The 26,608-nt window shown below is 65.6% G+C and carries 19 protein-coding genes; 5 read left to right on the forward strand and 14 right to left on the reverse strand.

The genetic code is table 11. The features are described from left to right. The first annotated feature begins 162 nt into the window (after nt 1-162). Complete coding sequence (locus CIT40_RS26535; protein ID WP_244611854.1) at nt 163-1,098, forward strand: glycerophosphodiester phosphodiesterase; 936 nt, start codon at nt 163-165, stop codon at nt 1,096-1,098. A gap of 152 nt (nt 1,099-1,250) precedes the next feature. On the opposite strand, the gene CIT40_RS26540 is transcribed toward CIT40_RS26535, so the two are convergent. Further along, nucleotides 1,251-3,530, reverse strand: a complete 2,280-nt coding sequence (locus CIT40_RS26540; RefSeq protein ID WP_094893898.1) for a spermidine synthase — start codon at nt 3,528-3,530, stop codon at nt 1,251-1,253. A gap of 174 nt (nt 3,531-3,704) precedes the next feature. Here CIT40_RS26540 and CIT40_RS26545 point away from each other — a divergent pair, with 174 nt between their 5' ends. Beyond that, nucleotides 3,705-5,315: a phytoene desaturase family protein gene (locus CIT40_RS26545; protein ID WP_094893897.1), complete on the forward strand. Its 1,611-nt coding sequence runs from the start codon at nt 3,705-3,707 to the stop codon at nt 5,313-5,315. 287 nt (nt 5,316-5,602) lie between these two features. Here CIT40_RS26545 and CIT40_RS26550 read toward each other — a convergent pair whose 3' ends face one another. Then, complete coding sequence (locus CIT40_RS26550) at nt 5,603-5,758, reverse strand: Flp family type IVb pilin (protein ID WP_094893896.1); 156 nt, start codon at nt 5,756-5,758, stop codon at nt 5,603-5,605. Between the two features lie 163 nt (nt 5,759-5,921). On the opposite strand from CIT40_RS26550, the gene CIT40_RS26555 reads away from it, so the two are divergent. After that, the gene (locus tag CIT40_RS26555; protein ID WP_094893895.1) at nt 5,922-6,809 is read left to right on the forward strand and encodes a 50S ribosomal protein L11 methyltransferase; all 888 of its coding nucleotides are present in this window, start codon (nt 5,922-5,924) and stop codon (nt 6,807-6,809) included. 80 nt (nt 6,810-6,889) lie between these two features. On the opposite strand, the gene CIT40_RS26560 is transcribed toward CIT40_RS26555, so the two are convergent. Then, nucleotides 6,890-7,069 carry a hypothetical protein gene (locus CIT40_RS26560; protein WP_094893894.1) on the reverse strand — a complete coding sequence of 60 codons (180 nt, stop codon included), beginning with the start codon at nt 7,067-7,069 and terminating at the stop codon, nt 6,890-6,892. A gap of 187 nt (nt 7,070-7,256) precedes the next feature. On the opposite strand from CIT40_RS26560, the gene CIT40_RS26565 reads away from it, so the two are divergent. Both CIT40_RS26565 and CIT40_RS26570 read left to right on the forward strand, forming a co-directional pair. Further along, on the forward strand, nt 7,257-9,086 hold the full coding sequence (locus CIT40_RS26565) for an aminopeptidase P family protein (RefSeq protein WP_094893893.1): 1,830 nt from the start codon (nt 7,257-7,259) through the stop codon (nt 9,084-9,086). A gap of 302 nt (nt 9,087-9,388) precedes the next feature. Beyond that, nucleotides 9,389-10,663 carry a multidrug effflux MFS transporter gene (locus tag CIT40_RS26570; protein ID WP_094893892.1) on the forward strand — a complete coding sequence of 425 codons (1,275 nt, stop codon included), beginning with the start codon at nt 9,389-9,391 and terminating at the stop codon, nt 10,661-10,663. 161 nt (nt 10,664-10,824) lie between these two features. Here the strand turns inward: CIT40_RS26570 and ligA are convergent, their stop codons facing one another. From ligA to murG, 11 genes are all read right to left on the reverse strand, one after another. After that, nucleotides 10,825-12,978 carry an NAD-dependent DNA ligase LigA gene (gene ligA / locus CIT40_RS26575; protein WP_162307687.1) on the reverse strand — a complete coding sequence of 718 codons (2,154 nt, stop codon included), beginning with the start codon at nt 12,976-12,978 and terminating at the stop codon, nt 10,825-10,827. Between the two features lie 131 nt (nt 12,979-13,109). Beyond that, a complete protein-coding gene (gene recN / locus CIT40_RS26580) occupies nt 13,110-14,780 on the reverse strand; it encodes a DNA repair protein RecN (protein ID WP_094893891.1) in 1,671 nt (556 codons plus the stop codon). A gap of 13 nt (nt 14,781-14,793) precedes the next feature. Continuing rightward, on the reverse strand, nt 14,794-15,699 hold the full coding sequence (locus tag CIT40_RS26585) for an outer membrane protein assembly factor BamD (RefSeq protein WP_094893890.1): 906 nt from the start codon (nt 15,697-15,699) through the stop codon (nt 14,794-14,796). A 245-nt stretch (nt 15,700-15,944) separates the two neighbouring features. Continuing rightward, nucleotides 15,945-16,907, reverse strand: coding sequence for a UDP-3-O-acyl-N-acetylglucosamine deacetylase (gene lpxC, locus CIT40_RS26590; protein ID WP_094893889.1), 963 nt, complete (start codon nt 16,905-16,907; stop codon nt 15,945-15,947). Between the two features lie 363 nt (nt 16,908-17,270). Next, complete coding sequence (ftsZ, locus tag CIT40_RS26595; RefSeq protein ID WP_094893888.1) at nt 17,271-19,052, reverse strand: cell division protein FtsZ; 1,782 nt, start codon at nt 19,050-19,052, stop codon at nt 17,271-17,273. Nucleotides 19,053-19,139: 87 nt separating this feature from the next. After that, nucleotides 19,140-20,462: a cell division protein FtsA gene (gene ftsA, locus CIT40_RS26600; RefSeq protein ID WP_094893887.1), complete on the reverse strand. Its 1,323-nt coding sequence runs from the start codon at nt 20,460-20,462 to the stop codon at nt 19,140-19,142. Beyond that, nucleotides 20,459-21,487, reverse strand: a complete 1,029-nt coding sequence (locus CIT40_RS26605) for a cell division protein FtsQ/DivIB (protein ID WP_094893886.1) — start codon at nt 21,485-21,487, stop codon at nt 20,459-20,461. Before CIT40_RS26605 ends, ftsA begins: the two co-directional genes overlap by 4 nt. 343 nt (nt 21,488-21,830) lie before the next feature. After that, entirely contained in the window at nt 21,831-22,817 is a 987-nt protein-coding gene (locus CIT40_RS26610; RefSeq protein WP_094893885.1) for a D-alanine--D-alanine ligase family protein, read from the reverse strand. Between the two features lie 21 nt (nt 22,818-22,838). After that, complete coding sequence (gene murB / locus CIT40_RS26615) at nt 22,839-23,810, reverse strand: UDP-N-acetylmuramate dehydrogenase (RefSeq protein ID WP_094893884.1); 972 nt, start codon at nt 23,808-23,810, stop codon at nt 22,839-22,841. A 4-nt stretch (nt 23,811-23,814) separates the two neighbouring features. After that, nucleotides 23,815-25,218, reverse strand: coding sequence for a UDP-N-acetylmuramate--L-alanine ligase (gene murC / locus CIT40_RS26620; protein ID WP_094893883.1), 1,404 nt, complete (start codon nt 25,216-25,218; stop codon nt 23,815-23,817). Nucleotides 25,219-25,367: 149 nt separating this feature from the next. After that, nucleotides 25,368-26,468: an undecaprenyldiphospho-muramoylpentapeptide beta-N-acetylglucosaminyltransferase gene (gene murG / locus CIT40_RS26625; protein WP_094893882.1), complete on the reverse strand. Its 1,101-nt coding sequence runs from the start codon at nt 26,466-26,468 to the stop codon at nt 25,368-25,370. Nucleotides 26,469-26,608 lie beyond the last annotated feature (140 nt).

Consider the following 26,608-nt stretch of genomic DNA (forward strand, 5'->3'; position numbering starts at 1 on the left):
GCGCAGTCTTGGGCGTGAACCGGGCCACGACAGCCTGTAGATTTGGCTCGGCACGCAAAATACGTTTAGATGCCGTGCTTTTCACTGCCTCTTCGGACTGTGATGACATCACGTGCAACGATAATTCTGACCGCGCTCTCGGTCCTGATTGCGGGAGAGGCTATGGGATCCGACGTGGCTTTCGACCTCGAGGCGCATCGCGGCGGGCGAGCGCTACTGCCGGAAAACAGCCTGCCGGCCTTTGCCAACGCGCTGACGATGGGCGTGGACACCCTGGAGCTCGACGTCGGCGTCACCGCCGACGGCGAGGTGATTGTGTCGCACGAGCGCGGTCTCAATCCTGATCTCGCGCGGGATGCGCGTGGCGCCTATGTGCCGCCGCCCGGGCCTCCTTTCGTGACGCTCAAGCTGGCCGACGTCAGAAGCTATGACGTCGGCCAGATCCGACCGGACAGTTCTTATGCGAAGCAATTCCCCGATCAGCGCGCAATACCGGGGACACGCATTCCCACGCTGAAGGAATTGTTTGCGCTGGTGCGCAAATCCGGCAACATGCGCGTGCGTTTCAACATCGAGACCAAGATCGATCCGAACCATCCCGACGAGACGCTCGATCCGCAAACCTTCGTCGCAAAGCTGCTGGAGTTGATCGAGGCCGAGGGATTCTCCGATCGCGTCATGGTCCAGTCGTTCGACTGGCGAACCCTGCTTCTGGTCCAGCAGCAGGCGCCCAAAATCCCGACGGTGTACTTGACGCTGCAGCGAGGCTCGGGCCAGACAGTCGCGCTGGACAAGGCGACCAACTGGACGGCGGGCTTCAGCCCGGCTGATCACGGCGGCTCGCTGCCGCGGACGATCAAGACGGCGGGCGGTGCGATCTGGTCGCCCTATTTCGGCGATGTGACCGCCGCACTCATCGCCGAAGCCCACCAGTTCGGCTTGCGCGTCGTGGTGTGGACGGTCAACAAACGCGAAGACATGGCGCGGATGATCGAGCTCGGTGTCGACGGCATCATTTCCGACCGGCCCGACCTGCTGCGCGAGGTTGCCGGCGGGAAGGGCATTACGCTGCCGGCGGGCACGCCGGTCGCACCGTAACTCCAGTCTCGTGTCCCGGACGCGGTGCAGCGTGCAACGCTGCTCCGCAGAGCCGGGACCCAGAACGGCGCGCCATGGGCCCCGGCTCTGCAGCGCACCGCTGAAGAAGCGCTGCGCCGCGTCCGGGGCACGGAGACGGTTGTCGTGCCACCCTACTCCCCGTTCTTCAAGCGCCGGTACAAAGCGCCCAGGATGTTGGAATAGTCGTCGGTCCAGACCCGCACCCTGTCGTCGGCTTCGGTCTGCTCCCAGACCTTGGAGGACGCGAGCCTGCCGACATCGGCCTCCTCGCGCGCGGAGATGACGACGTCGGTCGAGAAGATATAGTCGCCATCGCGCCCGGAATCCTCGTTGAAAACCCAGCTCTTGAGATCGTTGGCGTCGGCAATGCCGACCACCACGGTCTCGAGATCGAGATGCCGGTTGGAGACGTGCATCACCACCGCCCCGTGCGGGGCGAGCTTGTCCTTGTAGATCTTCATCGCCTCTTCGGTGGCGAGATGAATCGGGATCGCATCCGACGAATAGGCGTCGACGATGATGAGGTCGTAGGCGCCGTCGGGCTCCTTTGCGAAGGTGAGACGCGCGTCGCCGATCACCGGCTTCATCTCCGGCAGGCAGCTCGAGATGTAGCGGAAATTCTTCGGATCACGCGCGGCATCCACCATCGACTGGTCGATCTCGAAGAATTTCCAGTCCTCGCCGGGTTCGGCGGCGCAGGCGAGCGTGCCCGATCCGACGCCGATCGCGGCGACCTTGAGGGCTGCGCCCTTGCGCTCGCGGACCGCGCTGACGGCCTGACCGATGCCGCCGTCCTTGTGATAATAGGTGATCGGCTCGGGCCGGCCGGTCACCGGCGTGCCGTCATTGTTGCGGAAGCGTTCGGCACCGTGGATGGTGGTGCCGTGCATCAGCACGTGGAAATAGCCGCCGGGCGTCACCACGATCTTGTGCACGCCGAAGAAGCTGCGCACCGTCGTCACCCGGCCTTCGTCCGCGGGGTAGACGCGGATCAACGCCAGCGCGAGCGCGACGGTGGCGAAGATCTTCCAGCGGCCGGCATTGAGCGTCAGTGCCAGCAGCGCGGCGAGCACGCCGACGGAGCCGGCGACCCAGACGCGGTGATCCTCCAGCCAGGCCGAGGGGCTGCCTGGGATATAGGACGGCGCCACCAGCGCGACCGCGAGCGCGGCGAGCCCCAGCCAGTACCATTTGACGACACCTGCGAGACGCTCGTTCGTTGACGGCCGGCACAGCGCGGCAAACGCGATCAGGATCGGGTATTCGGCGATCCACGAGAAGGTGAAGGGCGCAACGAGACCAGCAAAGAGACCGCCGACCATGCCGCCGAACGACAGCGCGACGTAGAAACCGGTGAGATATCTGGCGGCCGGCCGGGTCCGCGCCAATTCGCCGTGACAGGCCATGGCGATGATGAAGAAGCATAATTGGTGGCCGCCGAGCGTCAGCAGCAAGTTCTGCTCGCCGCCGAACGCGAGCAGGACGATGACGCCCGCGATCGCGACCGGCTGCAGCATCAGCATCCATTTGTGCGGCAGCAGCGGCCGTGACTGGAACACCACGACCCAGGTGAGCAGATACAGCGACAGCGGCAGCACCCAGAGCAACGGCGCCGCGGCGACGTCGGTCGAGATGTGCGCGGTGACCGCGATGAGAAGACCCGAGGGCACCGCGGCGAGAAAGATCCAGCGCAGCCGCGTCACGATATCGGGCGCGGGCGCATCGGCGTCCTCGGTCCGCGCGTCGACCATTGCCAGCTTCGGCGAGCGCAACAACAGCACGCCGCAGGCGGCGATCAGCAGGATCAACAGGCCATAGCCCCCGGTCCAGAGCCGGTTCTGCGCATGCAGCGTGAACATCGGCTCGAGCAGGAACGGGTAGGACAGCAGCGCGAGGAAGCTGCCGATGTTGGAGGAGGCATAGAGGAAATAGGGGTCGTGTCCGGCGGGATGGCCGGTGCGAACGAACCAGGCCTGCAGCAGCGGATTGTTGGCGGCGAGCGCAAAGAACGGCAGGCCGATCGAGACCACGAACAGACCGAGCAGCCAGAACGCATAGCCCGACGCGGGCGGCTCGCCATAGGCCGAGGCGATGCCGAGCGGCAGCGTGACGAAGGCCAGCACCAATAGCACCAGATGCACCGCGACCGGAACGATCCGGTTCTTCGCCTGCATCAACAGATGGGCATAGGCGTAGCCTGCCAGCAATAGCGACTGGAAGAACACCATCGCCACCGACCACACCGCCGGCGAGCCGCCGAGCCGCGGCAGTACCATCTTCGTGAACAGCGGCTGCACCGAGAACAGCAGCAGCGCGCTGACGAAGATCGCAGCGGTGTAGACCGTCAGGAGCAGCCGGTTGCGTGACGAGGACGGCTGCTCCGTGGCGGCAGGTTGCGCGATCGAATCCATGGAAGCTCCGGCTCAAACCCGGCGGGCGCCGGACGCGCGCAATGGAGCACAAGGCGCCTGAACGGGCAATAAAGGGTGTCGTGATGTTGCAGCGAGGAACGCTTGATATACAGATGTCATTGCGGGGCTGGTCGTCGGACCATCCCACCATGACCGTGGAACATTGAACTCATCATGACCGAAACCGACGTCGTCATCATCGGCGCTGGCCATAACGGCCTCACTTGCGCGGCCTACCTCGCGGGTGCAGGCCTGCGCGTGCGCGTGGTCGAGCGCCGCCACGTGGTCGGCGGAGCAGCCGTGACGGAGGAGTTTCACCCCGGTTTCCGCAATTCGGTCGCGGCCTATACCGTGAGCCTGCTCAATCCGCAGGTGGTCTGTGACCTCGGTCTCGCCGAACAGGGCCTGCGGATCGTCGAACGGCGCGCCCAGAATTTTCTGCCCGCGCCCGACGGCAGCTATCTCCTCACCGGCGAGGGACGGACGAAGGCATCCGTCGCGCGGCTGAGCCCGCATGACGCAGGCGCGCTCGACGGGTTTTCACGCGAACTGGAAGACATCGCCGACGTGCTCAGGCAATTCGTGCTGCGCGCGCCGCCGAACCTCGTCGACGGCTTTGGTGCAGCGGCGTTGCGCGAAGGCGTCAACGCCTGGAAGAGTGCCAACATCCTGCGCGGCCTGACGCTGGAACAGAGCCGCAGCCTGCTCGATCTCTTCACCCGCTCGGCCGGCGAGATGCTGGACGAACGCTTCGAGCATGATCTGGTCAAGGCGCTGTTCGGCTTCGACGCCATCGTCGGCAATTACGCCAGCCCCTACGCCGCAGGCTCGGCCTATGTGATGCTGCATCACGCCTTCGGCGAGGTGAACGGCAAGAAGGGCGTCTGGGGCCACGCCATCGGCGGCATGGGCGCGATCACGCAGGCCATGGCGCGCGCCGCGCGCGAGCGAGGCGTTGCGATCGACACCGATGCGGGCGTCCGCGAAGTCATCGTCGAGCGCGACCGCGCCGTCGGAATCGTGCTGGAGAATGGCGAGACCATCCGCGCGAAATATGTCGCGGCCAACGTCAATCCGAAGCTGCTCTATACGCGGCTGGTCGCGGCCGACGCTCTGCCTGCGGACTTCCTCGCCCGCATCCGGCACTGGAAGAACGGCTCCGGCACCTTCCGCATGAACGTGGCGCTGGACCGCCTGCCCTCCTTCACGGCGCTACCGGGCGAAGGCGATCATCTCTCCTCCGGCATCATCCTGGCGCCGAGCCTTCCCTACATGGACCGCGCCTGGCTCGATGCGCGGGCGCAGGGCTGGAGCCGGGAGCCGGTCGTCGAGATGCTGATCCCCTCGACGCTCGACGACACGCTGGCCCCGGCTGGAAAGCACGTCGCCAGCCTGTTCTGCCAGCACGTCGCGCCGGAGCTTCCCGACGGACGATCGTGGGACGACCATCGCGAAGACGTCGCCGATCTCATGATCGCGACGGTGGACAAGTACGCGCCGGGTTTTGCGGCAAGCGTGCTGGGCCGCCAGATCCTGTCCCCGCTCGACCTCGAACGGCAGTTCGGGCTGCTGGGAGGCGACATCTTCCATGGCGCGCTGACCTTGAACCAGCTGTTCTCGGCACGGCCAATGCTGGGCCATGCCGATTATCGCGGACCGCTCAAGGGCCTCTACCATTGCGGCTCGGGCGCCCATCCCGGCGGCGGCGTCACCGGCGCTCCCGGCCATAACGCCGCGCAGGCGATCTTGAGGGATCACCGCTCGCTGTTCGGAAGCCGTGGATAGGTCTGTGGATGGGCTGTGGACAGGTCTGTTGGCAGGTCGTTGGTCAGACCGAGGATACATGGGCCAGAAGGTCGGGACCGAACTTGGGGAAAGTCGGTGGAAAATCGGCAGGACAATCGCGGGAAAAGCGAGGGGATGGCGTGCTGGCGCGCAGTGGACAATTTGTGAAATCGACCGAGAACGGTCGCCCTAAAACGACCTCGCCCGCCAGGGGAAAACCCCTCGCGGGCGGCGATTAGGAATAGCCTTTGAAGAAAACAGCCCCCGCTGGGAAATGGAGGCGGAAATTACTTCAAGGAGGTGCTAATCGACGTGAACTTGTCGTTGAGGGTGACGCCCAGGCTGTTCACCACTGTGATGATCGCCAGAGCGATACCTGCGGCAATCAGGCCGTACTCGATCGCGGTTGCACCGGACTCGTCCGACCAGAACTTTTGAACCATGCGCTTCAAGACTCGCCTCCGTTACAATTCCAAGCTGTGTTGGTTGGTTTCAACATCTGAGAATGTACGAGGTGCAACCTACAGCCCGGTTAATCCGGGAACCGCAACTTATGCGGAAAATTGCCGACGAAAGTTCCAAAAATTGAACTCAACGGAACCCTGAATGCAGCCTTCTCCCACCCATCGCGCCAGCTTTTCAATCGGCAGCGAGGCCGACGCCAGGCGCGTCGTCGACGTGCTCACCGAGGTGTTTTTCGACGGCGATGCGGCGGTTGCCGCCTTCGAGCGGCCCGACGGTCCATGGGACGTCACGCTCCATTTCGCCGAGGCGCCCGATCAGGCCTGGCTGCGCGAACTCATTGTAACTTCGGCAGGAAATCACGTCGCCGCAGGGCTCAGTTTCGACACCGTTGAGGCCAAGGACTGGGTCAAGGCCAGCCTGGAAGATCTGGTCCCGGTCCCGGCCGGGCGCTTCGTTGTGCACGGCAGCCATGACCGCGATCGTGTGGCGCCGAACAAGCTCGCGATCGAGATCGAGGCGGCGCTCGCCTTCGGCACCGGGCACCACGGAACCACGCGTGGCTGTTTACTGCTGCTTGACCATGTCCTGAAGAGTTCCCGGCCGCGGAACCTGCTCGACCTCGGGACCGGAACCGGTGTTCTCGGCATCGCGGCGGCGAAAGCGTTGCATCGCGCGGTGCTCGCCTCCGACATCGACCCGCCGTCTGTGCGGGTGGCGGCCGAGAACGCGGTGCTGAACGAGGTTGGAAACCAGGTCCGGGTGATCCGCGCCATCGGCTTCGCCGCGCCGGATTTCGGAAAGGCCGGCCCGTTCGACCTGGTGCTGGCCAACATCCTCGCCAACCCGCTCAGGCAGCTGGCGGGCCCGATGGCGCGGCACCTCGCGCCCGGCGCACGCGTCATCCTCTCCGGCCTGCTGACGCACCAGGCCCCCGCCGTGATCGCGGCCTATCGCGCCCGCGGCCTCGTGCCGGTGAAGCATCTGCGGATCGAGGGGTGGAGCAGCCTGTTGCTGCGGAAGATGGATTGAGCGAGGCGTCGTGGGGCGGTCAGCCCTGCGATTGCGCAAAGCGCAATCGCTCGGCGTGACCCACCTTACAAAATATCGCCCTACTCCGCCGGCTTCTCGTCGCGACGCATCGCGTGCTCGGTCCGCAAGGCGCGCCTCGCGCGGCGCTCTGCAATACGGTCGATCATCTGGCTGATGACGCCGCGCGGCTTTTCCGGTGCCGCCGCGGTCGGGGCGCGGCGCGCCGGGGGCGTAATCTTCTCAAACGTGAACGCTGGCATCGTGTGTCCTCTCGCCGTTGAGATGAACCACCTGCTCGAATTTCCCTGTTATCCGGACGAAGCGCAACTGCTGCATCCTTTACTCCACTCAATTCGAATGGAACCATTCAAGCACAGTCCATGCCAGATGCGACGCGAAATGCGTCCAGATTGCGGACTCGTCCCCATAATCCTAAAGTGACCCACCATGTTCGAAGCACACTTCCAGACATTCGAGGAGCCGGAGGCCGGCGTCGCATTGACGGCGCGGCTCGCCACACTTCGCGAAGAACTCGCCCGTCGCAAGCTGACCGGCTTCGTGATCCCGCGCGCCGATCAGCAGCAGAATGAATATGTGCCGCCGTCGGAAGAACGGCTGGCCTGGCTGACCGGTTTCACGGGCTCGGCGGGCCTCGCGGTTGTGCTGATCCAGGAGGCCGCGGTTTTCGTCGACGGCCGCTACACGCTTCAGGCCGCCAAGCAGGTCGATGCCAAGGCCTGGGCCGTGGAATCCCTGATCGACCCGCCGCCGGAGAGCTGGGTGTCGGCGCACCTGAAGGCCGGCGACCGCCTCGGATTCGATCCGTGGCTGCACACTTTTGCGGCAGCCGAGCGCCTGTCCGCCGCCTGCGCCAAGGCCGGCGCCGAGCTGGTCGCCGTCGACAGCAATCCCATCGACGCAATCTGGCAGGACCGCCCGCAGCCGCCGCTGGCCCCCGTCGGCGTCCACGGCCTGCAGAATGCCGGCGTCACAGAAGCCGAGAAGCTGACGCAGATCAGGGCCGAGATCGGCAAGCTCGGCGCCGACGCGCTGGTGCTGTCGGACAGCCACGCGGTGGCCTGGACCTTCAACATCCGCGGCGCCGACGTCGCCCATACCCCGCTGCCGCTGTCCTACGCGCTGGTGCCGAAGGACGGCCGTCCCACCATCTTCATCGACCACCGAAAACTCTCCAACCTGACGCGCGACCATCTTGAGCAGTCCGCCGATGTGCGCGAGCCCGATGCGATGGCGCCGACCTTGATGGCGCTCGCCAAGGGCGGTGGATCGATTGCGCTCGACAGTGCCACTGCGGCCGACGCGCTCAGCCGGTTGATCGCGGGCGCCGGTGGCAAGCCGGTGCGCGGCAGCGATCCGATTGCGCTGCTCAAGGCGGTCAAGAACGCGACCGAGATCAAGGGCACGAAGACCGCCCATGTGCGTGACGCCGTGGCGCTGGCGCGGTTTCTCGCGTGGATCGACCGCGAGGCGCCAAGTGGCAAGCTCACAGAGATCGACGCGGTCGAGGCGCTGGAGACATTCCGCCGGGATACCGGCGCCTTGAAGGACGTCTCGTTCCCGACGATCTCCGGCACCGGCCCGAACGGCGCCATCGTGCATTATCGCGTCACCCGCAAGAGCAACCGGCGGATCGCGCGCGGCGACCTGCTGCTGATCGATTCCGGCGCGCAATACGAAGACGGCACCACCGACGTCACCCGGACCATGGCGGTGGGCGAGCCGACCGACGAGATGCGCGACCGCTTCACCCGCGTGCTGCGCGGCCATATCGCGATCGCGCGCGCCGTCTTTCCGGACGGCGCCACGGGCGCGCAGCTCGACACGCTGGCGCGGCAATATCTCTGGGCCGCCGGCGTCGATTTCGAGCACGGCACCGGTCACGGCGTCGGCAGCTATCTCTCGGTGCACGAGGGGCCGGCACGGATCTCGAAGCTCGGGACCACGCCGCTGAAGCGCGGCATGATCCTCTCCAACGAGCCCGGCTACTACAAGACCGACGGTTTCGGCATCCGCATCGAGAACCTCGAACTGGTCGTCGCCGCCGAGATCCAGGACGCCGAGAAGCCGATGAACGCGTTCGAGACGCTGACGCTGGCGCCGATCGACCGCCGGCTGATCGATGTCGCGATGCTGGGCCGCGACGAACTCGACTGGCTCAATGCCTACCACGCACGCGTCCGGACCGAGGTGCGGCCGGCACTGGACGAAGCAACGCGGGCTTGGCTCGATCAGGCTACGGCGGAGCTGAAGGCGTAGCGCGCATGGCGCTACGCGACTGACGCAAGGCTGCTCGCTCCATCACAATCGTAATGCCCCGCGAAGGCGGGGCATCCAGTATCCCAGAGACGCCAAACGTATCCGGATAAGCCGCGGCGTACTGGATTCCCCGCTTTCGCGGGGAATGACACCGACCTGCTGGAACAAGATGTGCGCCCAATCGGTCGCCATCGCGCCGCAATCATCACCATCCCGAAATCCGAATAGCCGCATTCCGAAACGCCGATATCCGTCTTGCGCGAGCGCGCTACAGTCGATTCGAATTCGAAAGACGGACGTTTATGCACGGCATGATCAGCAAGCCGCCGGGAGCGGCCACCAACCTTGCGACCTCGCGCGCGGTGTTGCTGCTGCTGGTCGTCATGACCGGGATCGCGCCGATCTCGCTCTATATCCTGGTTCCGGCGCTGCCGGTGCTGGCGACGAATTTCGGCAGCGACATCTCGATCGCGCAGATGACGGTGTCGCTCTACATGGTCGGCATCGCGCTGTCGCAGCTCATCATGGGACCGCTGTCGGACCGGTTCGGACGGCGTCCGGTGCTGCTCGGAGGGCTGGCGCTGATGGTCGTGGCGAGCGTCGGCTGCATCTTCGCCGAAACCTTGCCGCAACTGATTGCCGCGCGTTTTTTCCAGGCGCTCGGCGGCGCCTCCGGCATGGTGATCAGCCGCGCCATCATCCGCGACATCTACGAGCGCGACCGCGTCGCCTCCATGATCAGCCTCGTGGTCGCGGCGCTGATGATCGGCCAGATGGTGTCGCCACTCACCGGCGGCCTGATCGAGACCGCATTCGGCTGGCGCGCGATCTTCTACGCCATCACCATCGCTGCGATCGTCGTCGCCGTGGGCATCGCATTCGCGCTGCCCGAAACGCGGCGCAGCCGCGCCGCCGGCAGCGGCTTCCGCGGCGACGTCGGCATCCTGTTCAGGAGCCGCGCCTTCGTCGGCTATGTGATGTGCCAGGTGCTGGCTTCGCAGATCATCTTCACCTTCGCAGGCGGCGGCCCCTACATCGTGGTGACGCAGATGGGCCGGACCAGCGCCGAATACGGCGCCTGGTTCGCGACCACCGGCTTCGCCTACCTCGTCGGCAACCTGCTTTGCGTACGGTTCGCGCCGCGACATTCGCTGGAGAAGCTGATCTGGCTCGGGCTCGCGCTCCAGCTCGCAGGCAGCCTCCTCAATCTGTTGTGGAGCTTCACCGGCTGGAACGAAGCGCCGGCCTGGCTGTTCGGCACGCAGATGATCGTCATGGTCGGCAACGCCTTCGTGATGGCGAATTCCGCGGCCGGCGCGATCAGCATCCGCCCCGAAGCCGCGGGCGCGGCGTCGGGCGCCATGGGCTTTCTGCAACAGGGGATCGGCGCGCTGATGTCGCAATTCGGCGCCTATCTCGGTGGCCACTCAGCCACGACGCTGCCGCTGACCTCGGCCGTCCTCGCCATCTCGCTGCTCTGCGCCTGCATGATGATCTTCGTCGTCCCCCGCCGGGAGGTGGTTGTAAGCGAGACGCTGATCGAGCAGGCGGAGGAGGAAGAGACGGGGATGATGTGAGGGGCGACGTGCGACGACCGTCACCACACACTCAGCGTCATCCCCCGCGAAGGCGGGGGACCCAGTACGCCGCAGCTTCTCGGCTCTAGCACTGCTGCCTCGGCGTACTAGATCGCCCGGTCAAGCCGGGCGATGACAGCGGAGCGGGAAGGCGCAGCACCTCACTCCCCGATCAGCGCCAGCCACTCGTCCTCGGTCAGCACCTTGACGCCGTGCTTGTTGGCCTCCGCGAGCTTCGAGCCCGCGCCGGGACCGGCGACGACGAGATCGGTCTTCTTCGACACCGAGCCCGACACCTTTGCCCCCAAACGCTCTGCCGTCGCCTTCGCCTCGTCGCGCGTCATCTTCTCCAGCGAGCCCGTGAACACCACGGTCTTGCCGGCGACCGCCGAATTGCTCTTCGGCTTCTCGGCGTCGACGATCTCGACCTCCCTGGTCAGCCGCTCGACGATGCCGCGATTGTGGCTCTCGCCGAAATAGTCCGCGATGCTCTTGATCACGGTGTCGCCGATCTGGTCGAGCGCGTCCATCTCGGCCATCGCCTCCTCGTCGCCGTGAGCGACCTTCAGGCAGGCGTCGTGGAAGGCGTCCCAGGAGCCGTAGCCGCGCGCCAGCGCCAAGGCCGTGGTCTCGCCGACATGACGCATGCCGAGCGCATAGATGAAGCGCTCGAGAGCGATCTTGCGCCGTGCTGCGATGGAGCCGAAGAGATTGCGGACCGACGTCTCGCCGTAGCCCTCGATCTCCTCCAGCTTCAGCTTCGCGTTGCGCTTCTCCAGCGTGAAGATGTCGGCGGGCTCCTTGACCCATCCTTCGTCGAAGAAATACTGCAACTGCTTCTCCCCGAGACCGTCGATGTCGAAAGCACGGCGTGACACGAACAGTTTCAAGTGCTCGATCTTCTGGTAGGGGCAGGCGAACTCGCCGGTGCAGCGGGCGCGGGATTCCTCTTCGCCGGCGGCCGTCTCGCCACGCACGACGTCGGTGTGCAGCGGGCACGGGCACTTCTTCGGGAAATGGAATTCGCGCGCCGTCTTCGGTCGCTTGTCGAGGACGACGTCGACGATCTGCGGAATCACGTCGCCGGCGCGCTGGATCACGACGGTGTCGCCGATCCTGATGTCGCGCCCCTCGCGCAAGCTCTCGCCCTTGCTGCCGATGCCCTTGATGTAGTCCTCGTTGTGCAGCGTGACGTTCTGCACGATCACGCCGCCGACGCCGACCGGCTCCAGCTTGCCGACCGGCGTGAACGAGCCGGTACGGCCGACCTGGATCTCGATGTCGCGCAGCACGGTCATGGCGCGCTCGGCCGGGAATTTATGCGCGATTGCCCAGCGCGGCGTGCGCGAGACGAAGCCGAGACGCTCCTGCCAGTCGATGCGATCGACCTTGTAGACGACGCCGTCGATGTCGTAGTCAAGCTCGGCGCGCTCTTCCTCGATGCTCTGGTGGAACGCGATCAGCTCCTCGACGGAGTGGCATAGCTTGGTCAGCGGATTGGTCTTGAAGCCGCAGCGCTCGAACCAGCCGATCATGCCACTCTGCGTCGCTTCCGGCATGGTGCTCATCTCGCCCCAGGCATAGGCGAAGAAGCCGAGGGGACGCGAGGCGGTGATGGTCGGATCCTTCTGCCGGAGCGAGCCGGCGGCCGAATTGCGCGGATTGGCGAAGATGGTGTCACCGGCTGCCTTCTGCCGCTCGTTGAGCGCGAGAAACGCCTTCTTGGTCATGTAGACCTCACCGCGGACCTCGCAGATATCGGGGACGTTGCGTCCCTTCAACTTCTGCGGAACATCTTCGAGCGTGCGGATGTTGGCGGTGACATCCTCGCCGACCGCGCCGTCCCCGCGCGTCGCCGCGGTCACCAGTTCGCCGCCCTCGTAGCGCAGCGACATCGAGAGGCCGTCGATCTTCGGCTCGGCGGAAAAATCGACCTTGTCGTCGTCGAGCTTCAGGAAGCGCATGATGCGGCCGACGAAGTCGCGCACGTCCTCTTCTGCAAAGGCGTTGTCGAGCGACAGCATCGGGACGGAATGGCCGACTTTCCTGAAGCGGCCTGACGGCGCCGCGCCGACCTTCTGCGAGGGCGAGTCCGCGCTGACGAATTCAGGAAAGCGCTTCTCGATGGCGTTGAAGCGCCGGCGCAGTGCGTCGTACTCGGCGTCGGTGACGGTGGGCGCGTCTTCCTGATAGTAGCGCTCGTTATGCCCCTCGATCTCGAGCGCCAGCCGCATGTGCTCGACCTTGGCTTGGGGCTTGGTGAGGTCGGCGACGTCGCGAAGCGGTGTGGCTTTGGATTTTGCTGCTCTGGCCATGATGCTTGGATACGACGGAGCGGGCTGGAGGGTAAAGGTAGGTTGGGCTGTTTGTTCCCTGGATGCTGTGCAGCACCAGGCGGCAGCATTCTGGGCCCCGGCTCGCGCTCCGCGCGTCCGGGACACCCAATCTAACTCGCCGCCTTAAGCAGCCGGTCCGCGGCCGCCCGCGCTTCCGCCGTGATCTCGGCGCCGGCCAGCATCCGCGCGATTTCCTCGCGGCGGTGGTCGGCGGCCAATGCATTGACGCGGGTGGCGACGCGCTTGCCCTTATCGAGCGCGTCCTTGGAGATCAGCAGATGCTGGTCAGCGCGGGCGGCGACCTGCGGGGCGTGGGTCACGGCCATCACCTGGACCTTGCCCGCGAGCCGCGCCAGGCGCGCGCCGATGGCGTCGGCGACCGCGCCGCCCACGCCGGTGTCGATCTCGTCGAACACCAGCGTCGGCGCCGAGCCGCGGTCGGACAGCACGACCTTGAGCGCCAGCAGGAAGCGCGAGAGCTCGCCGCCGGAGGCGACCTTCATCATCGGCCCCGGCTTGGTGCCCGGATTGGTCTGCACCCAGAACTCGACGCGGTCGAAGCCTTGCGGGCCTGGAGCTGCCTCGTCGGTCGTGACCTGGGTCATGAACTTGGCGCGCTCGAGCTTGAGCGGCGCCAGCTCGGCGTTGACCGCCTTGTTGAGCTTCTCGGCCGATTTCTGCCGCACCAGCGACAGCTTCTTGGCGGCGGCGGCATAGCGGCTATCGGCCTCGATCGCGGCCTGCTCCAGCTTCTTCAGCCGCGAGGCGCCGGCATCGATCAGCACGACGTCGGCGGCGTATTTCGCGGCCAGCGCGGCGAGCCCGTCGACCGGCGTCGAATATTTGCGCGAGGCCGCCCTCAGTGCGAACAGGCGCTCCTCGATGCGTTCGAGCTCGGCCGGATCGAAATCGGTCGCTGCGAGCGCCGCCTGCAGATGCTGGTCGGCTTCTTCCAGCGCGTTGATCGCCGCGTCGATCGCCTTCACGGCGGGCTCGACCAGCGCCGGCGAATTCACGCCGCGGCGCTCCAGCCGGCGTACCGCCGCCGACAGCGTCGAGACCGGCGAATGGTGGCCACCGACCGCTTCCTGCGCTTCGCGCAAATCGGAGGCGATCTTCTCGCCCTGCATCATGGTGGTGCGGCGGTTGGCCAGCGAGGTCTCTTCGCCGTCCTTGGGCGCGAGCTGCTTCAGCTCGGCGGAGGCGTGGCGCAGATAGTCGGCCTCGCGCGCGGCGCGCTCCATGCCGGCGCGATGCTCCTCCAGCGCCGTGTTGGCGGTGCGGCGTGCGTCCCAGAGCGTTTCGACCGCGGCGACGTCCTTCTCCAGGCCGGCGAACGCGTCGAGCAGGCGGCGGTGGGTGGCGGCATCGACCAGCGCGCGCTCGTCATGCTGGCCATGGATCTCGACCAGGGCGGCGCCGACCGCCTTCAGCGTCTGCACGCTGATCGACTGGTCGTTGATGAAGGCCCGGGTGCGGCCGTCGGCGAGCTGCACGCGGCGGAGAATCATCTCGCCGGTATCTTCGAGCCCGTTCTCTGCGAGGATCTTCGCCGCGGGGTGATTCTTCGGGATATCGAACACGGCAGTGACCTGCCCCTGCTCCGCGCCGTGGCGCACGAGGCCGGCGTCGCCGCGGCCGCCGAGCGCCAGCGCAAAGGCATCGAGCAGGATGGATTTGCCCGCACCGGTCTCGCCGGTCAAAACCGCGAGCCCGGTGGCGAATTCGATATCGAGCCGTTCGATCAGGACGATGTCGCGGATCGATAGACGCGCCAGCATGGAACCAAATTTCCTAGCCGAGGCCCATCTTCTTGAAGGTCTTGCTGATCCAGGACCCCTGATTCTCGCTCGGCTCGAGACCGCCGGATTTTACAAGATTATAGGCGTCCTTGTACCAGCGGCTGTCAGGAAAATTATGGCCGAGCACGGCCGCGGCGGTCTGCGCCTCCCCGACGATGCCGATCGCCATATAGGCCTCGGTCAGCCGGAACAGCGCCTCCTCGACATGGCGGGTGGTCTGGTACTGCGTGACGACGGTCTTGTAGCGGTTGATCGCCGCCGTGTAGTCGCGCTTCTGCGCGTAATAGCGGCCGGTATTCATTTCCTTGCCGGCAAGCTGGTCGCGCGCACCCTCGATCTTGGCCTTGGCGGAGGTCGCGTATTCCGAGTTCGGATATTTGCGCACCACCTCTTCCAGCGCGGCGATCGACTTCTCGGTGCGGGCCTGGTCGCGGCTGATGTCCGGGATCTGGTCGTAATGGGATGCCGCGATCAGATATTGCGCATAGGCCGCATCCGGGCTGCCGGGATGCAGCGTGACGTAACGCGTGGCGGCGCCGATGCAGCCGTCATAGTCGCCGCCCTGATAGGACGCGTAGGCCGACATCAGCAGCGATTTGCGGGCCCAGTCGGAATAAGGATGTTGGCGGTCGACCTCTTCGAACTTCTTGTTCGCCGCCTTCATGTCCTTCTTCTCGTTCATGAGGTACAGGCCCTCATTGTAGATCTTGTCGGCGGGCTCCTCGACGAAGGTGTCGTCCTTGGCGGTGAACTTGTCCCAGAGCGAGCCGGTGCCGCAGCCGGCCAGTGGCAGCGCGAGCATGATGAAGGTGGCGGCGTGAAGCAGCCCACGGGCTCGCGACGAGACCTCTCGGGACAAGGCCTGGAAATATCCGCGCGTCATACGCTGTGCCGACATGAGTTGAAGCCCTGACGCCCTGTGATGCGGTGCCGCCGGCCCATGAACCCCGTCATGGGCGCGAAATGTAACCGTGGTGCCTGCCATGCGACCACGCCGATGTATCCGAAAAGCGATCTTTAACCAAACGGATAGGCAGGCATTTCGCCCGGATTAAGGCGAACTTGCCGCAATGCTAGCCAATCATGGTTACCAGGGGTTTCCCGGGACAAGCCGCTGCCTGAGGCCCGCGGCAATAGCTCTGTTCAGGACACGTCCGGCCCGTAAGCCGCAGCGATCCGGCCGCCGACGATACCACGACCGACTTCGCCCACGGGACGCGTGGTACGACGGGCCACCTCGCCCTCGACCACCCGCCAGGCGGTACGATCGGCGAGCAGCGCGGTCAGGACAGCATGGTTGAGCTTGTGGCCGCCACGTACCGAGCGGTACGCGCCAAGCAGCGGCAGGCCAGCCAGCGCGAGGTCGCCGATCACGTCCAGCACCTTGTGGCGGGCGCATTCGTCGGCGTAGCGCAGCCCCTCGGGATTGAGCAGCCGCTCCTCATCGAACACGACGGTATTGTCGAAGGAAGCACCGCGGCCGTAGCCAGCAGCCCAGAGCCGCGCCTGATCGCACATCAGACCGAAAGTCCGGGCACGTGCGACCTCTCGGCGGAAGCGCTCCGGCGCGAGCTCCAGCGAATAGCTCTGCCGGCCAATCACGGGGTTGGCAAAGTCAATCTCGATCTGAATGCGGAAACCATCGGCACAGGGCCGCAACTCGCCAAAGGAGTCGCCGATTGCGACAGAAACCGGCTTCAAAACCTGAATGAAGCGGCGTTGCGCCGACTGGTTGACGATCCCGGCCTGATCAATCGCAGCGACGAAGGCCGCCGCACTGCCGTCCATGATCGGCACTTCCGCACCGTCGATCTCGATCGTGGCATTGTCCACGCCCATTCCGCGCAGAGCCGCCAAAATGTGCTCGGCCGTGGAAACAAGCGGTCCGTCATCGTCGCCCAGTACGGTCGCCAGATCCGTCGCGACCACCTGCTGCGCGGTCGCCTGAACCTCGCGATCCCGCCCCTCGAGACCGGTGCGGACAAAAATAAAACCCGCATCGACAGGTGCAGGTCCGATCGTGAGGGTGACGGGAAGACCGGAATGAACGCCTACGCCTGCCACGGAGGCTTGCGCACGAAGCGTTGTTTGCCGGCTAAATTTCATCAGGAACCCGCCCCACTACGACCACAGCGACTTATACAAGACCCACACCGCCGACCGCTGTCGGCACCCCTGCGAATCCGTATCCCCAAGTCACGGCAAACCATAGTCACTGCCTCAAACAGCGCCAACTCACGCTTTTTTACCGATTGTTACCCCAAACCTGCCGTATTCGCGCCAAGGCTTAACCAAATTACGCCGAGCTTTTGGGTCGTTTCCGGCAGTTTGACTGAACACCCAAACCGGTAATTAATGATTTAAAATCAGTTGCTTGACCACGCAATCGTGACCTGCGACGGACAAAAGGAAAGGTCCCGGCAAGCTTGTTGCCGGGACCTTTTTTCGTCTGCCTTATTGTAACAATCCTCAGGTCGCCTGACGCCGCAGGAAGGCCGGGATATCAAGATGGTCGTCGCCCTGTGGCGCCGGCGCAACAGGCGCGGGACGGCCGTGCATATCCAGCCCCTGCGGCGCGGGGCGACGGGCATACTCGGATACCGGATCGCTCGATGCGATCTGCTGCGCCACGGTCTTCTGCTGCCGGCGCTCGGGCAGCGGTGGCATCGCAGGACCGGCGGTGCGGGCTGCGACCTGCGGCTCGCTCTCCTCGTCACGACGGCCGAGACCGACATTGGCGAGGCGCTGCAGCAGCGACAGGCGGGTCTTCTGCGGGGTCTCGTCTTCGACTTCGCCGCGGGCCTGGCGAATCTCGGCTTGGGCCGGCATCGGCAGCTCCTCGAGGCGCGGCATCCGCGGTGCACGGACCGGCGCACGCTCGGCCTGCGGCGGGATGAAGTTTTCCGGCGTCATCGGCTCCTGCATCGCGACCGGGGCCATGTCGGGCTCCGGAAACAGCGTCGGCTTCTGCGCGATCGGGCGCACGGTGACGTCACCATAGGTCTGCATCGGCGCCGGAGCCTGCGGGACATCCGCGACGGCGGCGGCGATGGCGGCGAGCGCGGCGCGCTCGACATTCGGACGGGGCGCCATCGGCGCGGCAGGAATCTGGCCTTCCAGCTTCTGGGCGCGCTCAGCCATGCGCTGATTGTCGGCGCGGAGCCGCGCGGTCAGGTCGGCAAGACGGCTCTCGGCGGCGACGGCCGGAGCCGCGGGAGCCTGCTGCGCCTGCGGCGCCGCGTTCGCAACCGGAGCACTGGTGGCCTGGCTGTTGCGGGCGATCGCGGCCTGCTCGATGCCGGTGGCAACGACGGAAACGCGAATCAGGCCGTCGAGCGCTTCGTCGAAGGTGGCGCCGACGATGATGTTGGCGTCCTGGTCGACCTCCTCGCGGATGCGGGTCGCGGCTTCGTCGACTTCAAACAAAGTGAGGTCCTTGCCGCCGGTGATGGAGATGAGAAGGCCCTTGGCGCCCTTCATCGAGCTGTCGTCGATCAGCGGGTTGGCGATCGCGGCTTCGGCGGCGGTCAGCGCGCGCTTGTCGCCGGAAGCCTCGCCCGTGCCCATCATCGCCTTGCCCATCTCCTTCATCACCGCCCTCACGTCGGCGAAGTCGAGGTTGATCAGGCCTTCCTTGACCATCAGATCGGTGATGCAGGCAACGCCGGAATAGAGCACCTGGTCGGCCATCGCGAAGGCGTCGGCGAAGGTGGTCTTCTCGTTGGCGACCCGGAACAGGTTCTGGTTCGGGATGATCAGCAGCGTATCCACGACCTTGTGCAGCTCGGCGATGCCGGCCTCAGCCGTACGCATGCGGCGGGCGCCCTCGAAGTGGAACGGCTTGGTCACGACGCCGACGGTGAGGATGCCCATGTCGCGCGCGATCCTGGCGATGACGGGAGCAGCACCCGTGCCGGTGCCGCCGCCCATGCCGGCGGTGACGAACACCATGTTGGCGCCGGAGAGATGGTCGCGCAGCTCGTCGATCACCTCTTCCGCCGCGGTGGCGCCGACGTTCGGCTGCGAACCTGCGCCGAGGCCTTGCGTGACCACCGTGCCCATCTGCACGATGCGCTGCGCCTTCGACATCGTCAGCGCCTGCGCATCGGTGTTGGCGACCACGAAGTCGACGCCCTGGAGGCCCGCCGTGATCATGTTGTTGACGGCGTTGCCACCGGCGCCGCCGACGCCGAACACGGTGATCCGGGGCTTCAACTCGTGAATATCAGGAACGTTGATGCTGATGGTCATGTTTGCCTCTCGATCACGTGCGCGTGGGTTCGCCCCGGCCGGCGGCCGCGGGAGTTGGTGAAAGTCTGGAATTGCGGAAATGAATCATCAGAAGCCCTCGCGTAGCCATCGTCCGACCTTTCCGAAATAACCGCCGGTCCCTGTCTTGACCTGCTGCCGCGTATGCCGCGGTTCGACATGTTCGTGGTGAACATATTGCGGGTAGACGAGAAGTCCGGCCGGCACCGCGAACGCGGCGTTCTTCGCCTCGTTGGGCAGCCGGCCGAAGCCGAGCGGACGTCCGACCCGGACGGGCCGGCCGAGTATCTGGGTGCCGAGCTCGGCGAGGCCGGTCAGCTGCGAGGCGCCGCCCGAGAGCACGACCCGACCGTTGGGCTCTGAGGCGAAGGGCGAATCCTTCAGCTTGTCCCGAACCATTTCGAAGACTTCCTCGGCACGGTGCTTGACGATGTTGGCGATGGTGGCGCGGGAGACGATCTGCGGCAGATCCTGCTCGTCACCGGCTGTCGGCACAGACATCAGCTCACGCGAGTCCGATCCGCCGGTGATGACGGTCCCGTATAACGTCTTGATTCGCTCGGCATCGGCAATGGTCGCGGAGAGTCCGCGCGCCAGATCCATCGTGATGTGTTGCCCGCCGACCGCAAAACCGGCGGCGTGCACGAAACGGCCGCCGGAATATACGGCAATCGTCGTGGTGCCGGCGCCCATCTCGACGACGGCAGCGCCCAGATCGGCCTCGTCGTCGGTCAGCACCGACAGCCCGGCGACATAGGGGCTCGCCGCCATGGCTTCGACATTGATGTGGCAGCGTTCCACCGCCAGCATCAGGTTCCGCGCCACGGTGGCGTCGCAGGTGACGACGTTCATGTCGACGCCGAACTGATGGGCGACCATGCCGCGGGGATCGCGAATGCCCTTGACGCCGTCGAGCGTGTAGCCGACCGGCAGCGCATGCAGCACGGTGCGGCCTTCGCCGGTGGCGTGACGCATGCCGGTGGAGGTGACGCGGCTGACATCGGCCTGGGTCACGGCGCCACCACGGATGTCGGCGGCGGCCTCGACCAGCTGGCCGGAAAGCCGGCCGCCGGAGACCGAGAGCAGCACGGACTCGACCCGCACCTTGGCCATTTTCTCCGCGAGCGCGACGGCCTGGCGGACCGCCTGCTCGCATTCGCCGAGATCGATCACCGCACCGGCCTTCATGCCGCGCGACTGGATCTGGCTGTAGCCGATCAGTTCCACCGCATGGGTGCGGCCGCGCAGCGCCTCGCTCGGCGGCGACGGCTTCAGCCGCGCGATCATGCAGGCGATCTTGCTGGTGCCGATGTCGAGACAGGCGACGAGGCCGCCGCGCTTGTGCGGCATCGGGCGCGTCTTCGGCGTCTGGGTGCGATCGAGACCGGTCATGCGGAATCCCCGGCCTTCTTTTTCTTCTTGTCCTTGAACAGCTCCTCGCGCGCCTTGGCGGCGTCCTCGGACAGCTGCACCACCAGGCGATCGGGCAGGCGCATGTCGACGGCGACGATGTCGCGCGAAAACAGCCTGTCCTCCTTGTCGAGCTTGGACAGCATCGCCAGCGCGTTGCCGACGTCCTGTTCGGGCAGACGGATGTCGAGACCGTCTTTCAGCCTCAGGTTCCAGCGGCGCTCGCCGACGAAGATCGCGGCCTTGGTGATCGAATTGACCTGCGGATAGCGCGCCAGCAAAGCGAGGAAATCGCGTGCCTGCGTGTCGGCGCCCTTGCCGACCACGAGCGGCAGCGACAGGAAGCGCCGGGACACATAGGGCTCGAGCACGGCGCCGTCATCGGCGATGACGGAGAGCCGACCGGCCTCCTGCCACAGCGCGAACGCCTTGCGCTCGGTGAGCTCGATCATCAGCTGGCCCGGATAGAGCTTCAGCACGGTCGCATCGGCGATCCACGGATTGGCCTTGAGCTTGTCGCGCACGCCGTCGGCATCGAGGAACAGCAGCGAGGAACGGCCGCTGACGCCGCCGATCGCCAGGATCTCGTCCTGGCTGAGCTGCTTGCGGCCGTTGATCACGACGGAGGTGATGCGGAAGCCGGCCGAATTGGCCAGCGCGTTGCGGGCATCGCTGACCGCGGTGATGAAATCCTGGAGATGGCCGCCCTTGACGATGCCGAAGCCGCAGCTTCCGATCAGCAGCAGCACGGTCATGCTGATCCCGACCCGGCGCGGCAGATAGCGCTCGATCAGCGCGACCACGCGCGGCGGCGGCTCGCGCTCGACGACGGCCTTGGCCCTGGTCTTGGCCTTGATCTTGTCCTTGGCGGCCGCGCGCTTCTCGTCACGCCTGTCCTGCAGCCACTCGCGCAGAAGCACGACCGCTCCGACAGCGGCCGCCTTCAGGTCAGCTTGGGGCCTCAGCGATCTGAAAAACGACCGGGTGAGGCTTCCTGCTCCATCCATTGCACGAGCTCGTCAACAGTTTGCCCGCGACATCGCGCGGGTCCTGGCGAACATGACGTCTCGGTCTTGCCGGGCCGGGTGCTGGTCTTCGGCAGAAGAAGCCTCTCCCCATCAAAGCGTGCGGTGGCATCACCCACAACAGCACGCGCGCCGGCAGCCAAAACGCCATATGCGCCGCCAGCGTTAACCTTCGGACGTCCTGGTAAACAAAAGGTAAAATTCGTTAACGAGGAATGCTTTTTGCCCCGCCATGTGAGGCATTTATGCCGCGATGTCCGGCATTTTACCGGTTTTGGACGCCAAAGTGGGCCGTTTCGCCGGTTTGGCCGTTAACCAGTCCTGACTATTTTCGCACGCAACGCCCGGCGAGCTCGATCAGGCCTCGCAGGAAGTCGACGAACGCGATGCCCTCGGCTTTCAGCGCCTTGGGGTAGAGCGAGGACTTGGTCAGCCCGGGCAGCGTGTTGGTCTCGAGATAGACGAGGCCCCTGTCCGAGACGATGAAGTCCGACCGGGAATAGCCGGTGCAGGACATCGCACGGTGCGCCAGCATCGCCTGCGCCTTCAGCGCGGCGGTGATCTCGGGTGAAAAACGCCCGGGGCAGATCTCCTGGGTCGATTTCAGGAGATATTTTGCGGCGTAGTCGAAATTGCCCTCCCCCGGAATGATCTCGATCGGCGGCAGCGAGATGATCGAACCATCGGTACGCTCCAGCACGCCGCAGGTCGCTTCGACGCCTGCAATGTAGGGCTCGATCACATACTCTTCGTGCCTGGCCGCGTTGCGGACCGCGACGAGATCCTGCTTGGCGTTGACGAAGATCAGGCCGTAGCTCGATCCGTCCCTGGCCGGCTTTGCGATCAGCCTGCCGTATTCGGCGAAGGCCTCGTCGATGGTGTCGAGCGCAATGTTTGCCGGCGGCGTCACGCCGCCGAGCGCGGCGAAATGCTTGGCCGCGATCTTGTCGAAGGCCAGATGCGAGGAGGCCGAACCCGACCCGGTGAAGGGTACGCCGCGCGCCTCGCACATGACCTGCAATTCGCCGTTCTCGGCACGCCCGCCATGCAGGCCGAGCACCAGCACCCGATCCTCGGCCCTGGCCTGATCGAGCGCCTGCGCCAGCGGGATGCCCGATGTGCCGGGCTTGAACTCGTCCTCGAAGGGGCGGGCATGTTCGAGCAGTTGCTTCGACTGCACCACATGCACCTTGTCCTCGACGTCCCACCACCACAGATCGGCCTCGGGCAACGCCTGATGCAGGGCCTGGGCCGAGGCGACCGAAACCAGACGCTCGCGATTGGTGCCGCCAAAGAGGATGGTGATGCGCATGTCTTTTGTTACCTATCCTAGTCAGTCGTCGTCATTCCGGGCTCGCGACTGCGGCGCGCCCCGGAATGACACTGACGCGGAAATCCCGATCCGCTTGATTTCCCAGTGTAGCTCAATTCCGGAATTTGCCTTCACGCGTTCGCGCACGGTCTCACCCAGCGTCTCGATGTCGTGTGCGGTGGCATCGCCAATGTTGATCAGGAAATTGCAGTGCATCTCGGAGACCTCGGCACCGCCGACGCGCAGGCCACGGCAGCCGGCGGCATCCACCAGTTTCCAGGCGGAATGGCCGGGCGGGTTCTTGAAGGTTGAGCCGCCGGTCTTCTCCCGGATCGGCTGTGCGGTCTCGCGATGGGTCTGCACTTCCGCCATGCGCGCGCGGATCGCCTCCGCGTCCCTGATCTCGCCGCGAAAGCGCGCGGACGTGAAGATGATGGAGGCATCGACGCCGCTGTTGCGGTAGGCGAACTTCATGTCGGCGTTAGAGAAGACGTGCTTGGTGCCGTCGCGACCGACGCCGCGTGCCTCGATCAGCACGTCCTTGGTCTCGCCGCCATTGGCGCCGGCATTCATGCGCAGGGCCCCGCCGATGGTGCCGGGAATGCCGAAGTAGAATTCCAGCCCGCCGATATTGGCGGAAGCTGCAACCTCCGCCACGCGCTTGTCGAGCGCCGCCGCGCCCGCGGTGACGATATCGCCGTTCGCACTCACCTCGCCAAAAGCGCGCGGCGCCAGCCGGATCACGACACCCGCAATGCCGCCGTCGCGCACGATCAGATTGGAGCCGACACCGACGACATGGACGGGAATGTCGGAGGAAAGATGCGCGAGGAAGTAAGCGAGATCGTCCTCATCCGCCGGCGTGAACAGCACCTGCGCCGGACCGCCGACGCGAAACCAGGTCAGCTCGGCCAGCGACTGGTTGGCGAGCAGCCGCCCGCGGAGATCAGGCATCGCGGCTTTGAGAGCGGGCGTGATGTCGGGGAAGCTCACCGCCCTACCCCAGCGCCTTCAACTGATCCGGCAGCGCATAGGCCCATTGCGTGATGTTACCCGCACCCAAGCACACGACGAAATCGCCGGGCTTCGCCAGCAGCTTCACGATTCCGGCCAGCTCCGTCGCGCCCGGCAACGGGACAACCTCGCGATGGCCGTGGGCGCGCAGGCCCGTCACGAAATGATCGCGGTCGATGCCCTCGATCGGCGCTTCGCCGGCGGCATAGACGTCGGCGACGACGACCGCATCCGCATCGTTGAAGCAGGTGCAGAACTCCTCGAACAGCGATTGCAGGCGGGTGTAGCGATGCGGCTGTACCACGGCGATGATCTTGCCGTTGGTGGATTCCCGGGCCGCCTTCAGCACGGCTGCGATCTCGACGGGGTGATGGCCGTAATCGTCGATCACGGTGACGCCGTTCGATTCGCCGGTCTTGGTGAAGCGGCGCTTGACGCCGCCGAAGCCGGCGATCGCCTTGCGGATCGCATCGTCGGAAACACCGAGCTCGCGTGCGACCGCGATCGCAGCCGTCGCGTTGGAGGCATTGTGGCGGCCCGGCATCGGCAGCATCAGATCGGCGATCTCATGCACGGCGCCGGTCTTGCGATCGTGAAACGCGACTTTGAACTTCGAGCCACCACCCGTCGGCGTCAGGTCCAGCAGACGTACGTCAGCCTGTGGATTCTGGCCGTAGGTGATGATGCGGCGATCCTCGATCTTGCCGACCAGCGTCTGCACCACGGGGTGATCGATGCACATCACGGCAAAGCCGTAGAACGGCAGGTTCTCGACGAAATGGCGGAAGGCGTCCTGCACCGCCTCGAAGGTCTTGAAATGATCGAGATGTTCGGGATCGACATTGGTGACGATCGCGACATCCGTCGGCAGCTTCAGGAACGTGCCGTCGCTCTCGTCGGCCTCCACCACCATCCATTCGCCCGCGCCAAGCCGCGCGTTGGAGCCGTAGGCATTGATGATGCCGCCGTTGATCACGGTGGGATCGAGCCCGCCGGCATCGAGCAGTGTCGCAACCATCGTGGTCGTCGTGGTCTTGCCATGGGTGCCGGCGATCGCGACGCAGCTTTTCAGCCGCATCAGCTCGGCCAGCATCTCGGCGCGCCGCACCACGGGAATGCGTCGTTCGCGCGCCGCCATCAGTTCCGGATTGTCGCGCTTGATCGCGGTCGAGACCACGACGACCTCGGCACCGTCGACATTCTCGGCCTTGTGGCCGACCGAGACTTTTGCGCCCTTCTTGCGGAGGCGGTCGAGATTGTAATTGTCGGAAGCGTCCGAGCCCTGCACGGCATAGCCGAGATTGACCAGCACCTCGGCGATGCCGCTCATGCCGATCCCGCCGATCCCGACGAAGTGGATGGGTCCGATCTCGCGCGGCAGTCTCATATGGTTTCCTTGAGGTCATCGTCCGCGACGGCGGACGATCCAGTACTCCGTGACGCCTGAGTTTCAAATCAGCTGCGTCGGATACTGGATGCCCCGCTTTCGCGGGGCATGACAAGGGGCTTTTTTGGCCATTCCGGGCGGAACAGCCGTCAGATTCCGGCGACTTTGGCCACGAGATCAGCCAGCCGCTCGGCGGCATCGAGCCGGCCGGCGCCGCGGGCGGCCTGCGCCATCGCGGCGAGGCGCGCGGGCTCGGCGGCGAAGGTGGAGATTTCGGACGCTAGCCGGTCGGAGCTGAACTCGGTCTGCGGGATGCGGATCGCGCCATCGACCTTGACCAGCACACCGGCATTGGCGAACTGGTCCTGGTCGATCGATCCCGGCAGCGGCACCAGGATCGAGGGCCGGCCGATCGCAGCGAGCTCGGCCACCGTGCCGGCGCCGGAACGCGATACCACGAGATGATTTGAAGCAAGCCGCGCCGGCAAATCGGTGAAGAACGGCGCCAGCTCCACCTTGATCTTGAGCTTGTCGTAGACCGCGCGCACACGCGCCATGTCCTCGTCGCGCACCTGCTGGGTGAGGATCAGCCGGCTCCACAGCGCAGGCTCCAGCCGCTCGATCGCGCCCGGCACGATGTCAGCCATGATGCGCGCGCCCTGGCTGCCGCCGACGACGAGCAGGCGCAGCGGGCCGTTCAGTTCGGGCGCGGCATATGGCACGGCAGCCGCGGCGAGGACCGCCGGGCGCATCGGTGTGCCGACCGTCGTTGTCTTTCCAGAAAGTGCGGGATCGCGATCGAGCACGCCGGGCAAGGACGTCGCGATGGCGCGGACACGACTCGACAGGAACCGGTTGGCGCGGCCGAGCACGGCATTGGCGTCGTGGATGATGCCGGGCACGCCGGCGAATTTGGCCGCGACCAGCGGCGGCAACGTCGGATAGCCGCCAAAGCCGACGACGGCGACGGGCTTCAACCGCTTGATCAGCTTGTAGGCAGAGAACGTACCGGCGGCGAGCGTGAGGCCGGCATAGGCGAGCTGGAGCGGATTGCGGCCCCGCGCAGTCTCGCTCGCGACGACGTCGATCATGTCCTTGGTGAACAGCCCGCTATAGCGCAGCGCGCGCTCGTCGGTGACGAGGCGGACGCGAAAGCCGCGGCGGATCAGCTCGACGCCAAGCGCCTCGGCCGGAAACAGATGACCGCCGGTGCCGCCGGCGGCGAGAAGAATCAGAGGGGAAGTGTCCATGGTGGGAGAGTTTTACAGGGAGTTTTCCCTCATTGCGAGCCGGCTACACGACGCGCGTGCCCCGGGCGCAGCGCAGCGCGCCGCCTTTCGGCGTGGTGCGCTGCTGAACCGGGGCCCATGGTTGCGACAGTCTGGGTCCC

The sequence above is a fragment of the Bradyrhizobium amphicarpaeae genome (genome assembly GCF_002266435.3).
GTDB classification, from domain to species: domain Bacteria; phylum Pseudomonadota; class Alphaproteobacteria; order Rhizobiales; family Xanthobacteraceae; genus Bradyrhizobium; species Bradyrhizobium amphicarpaeae.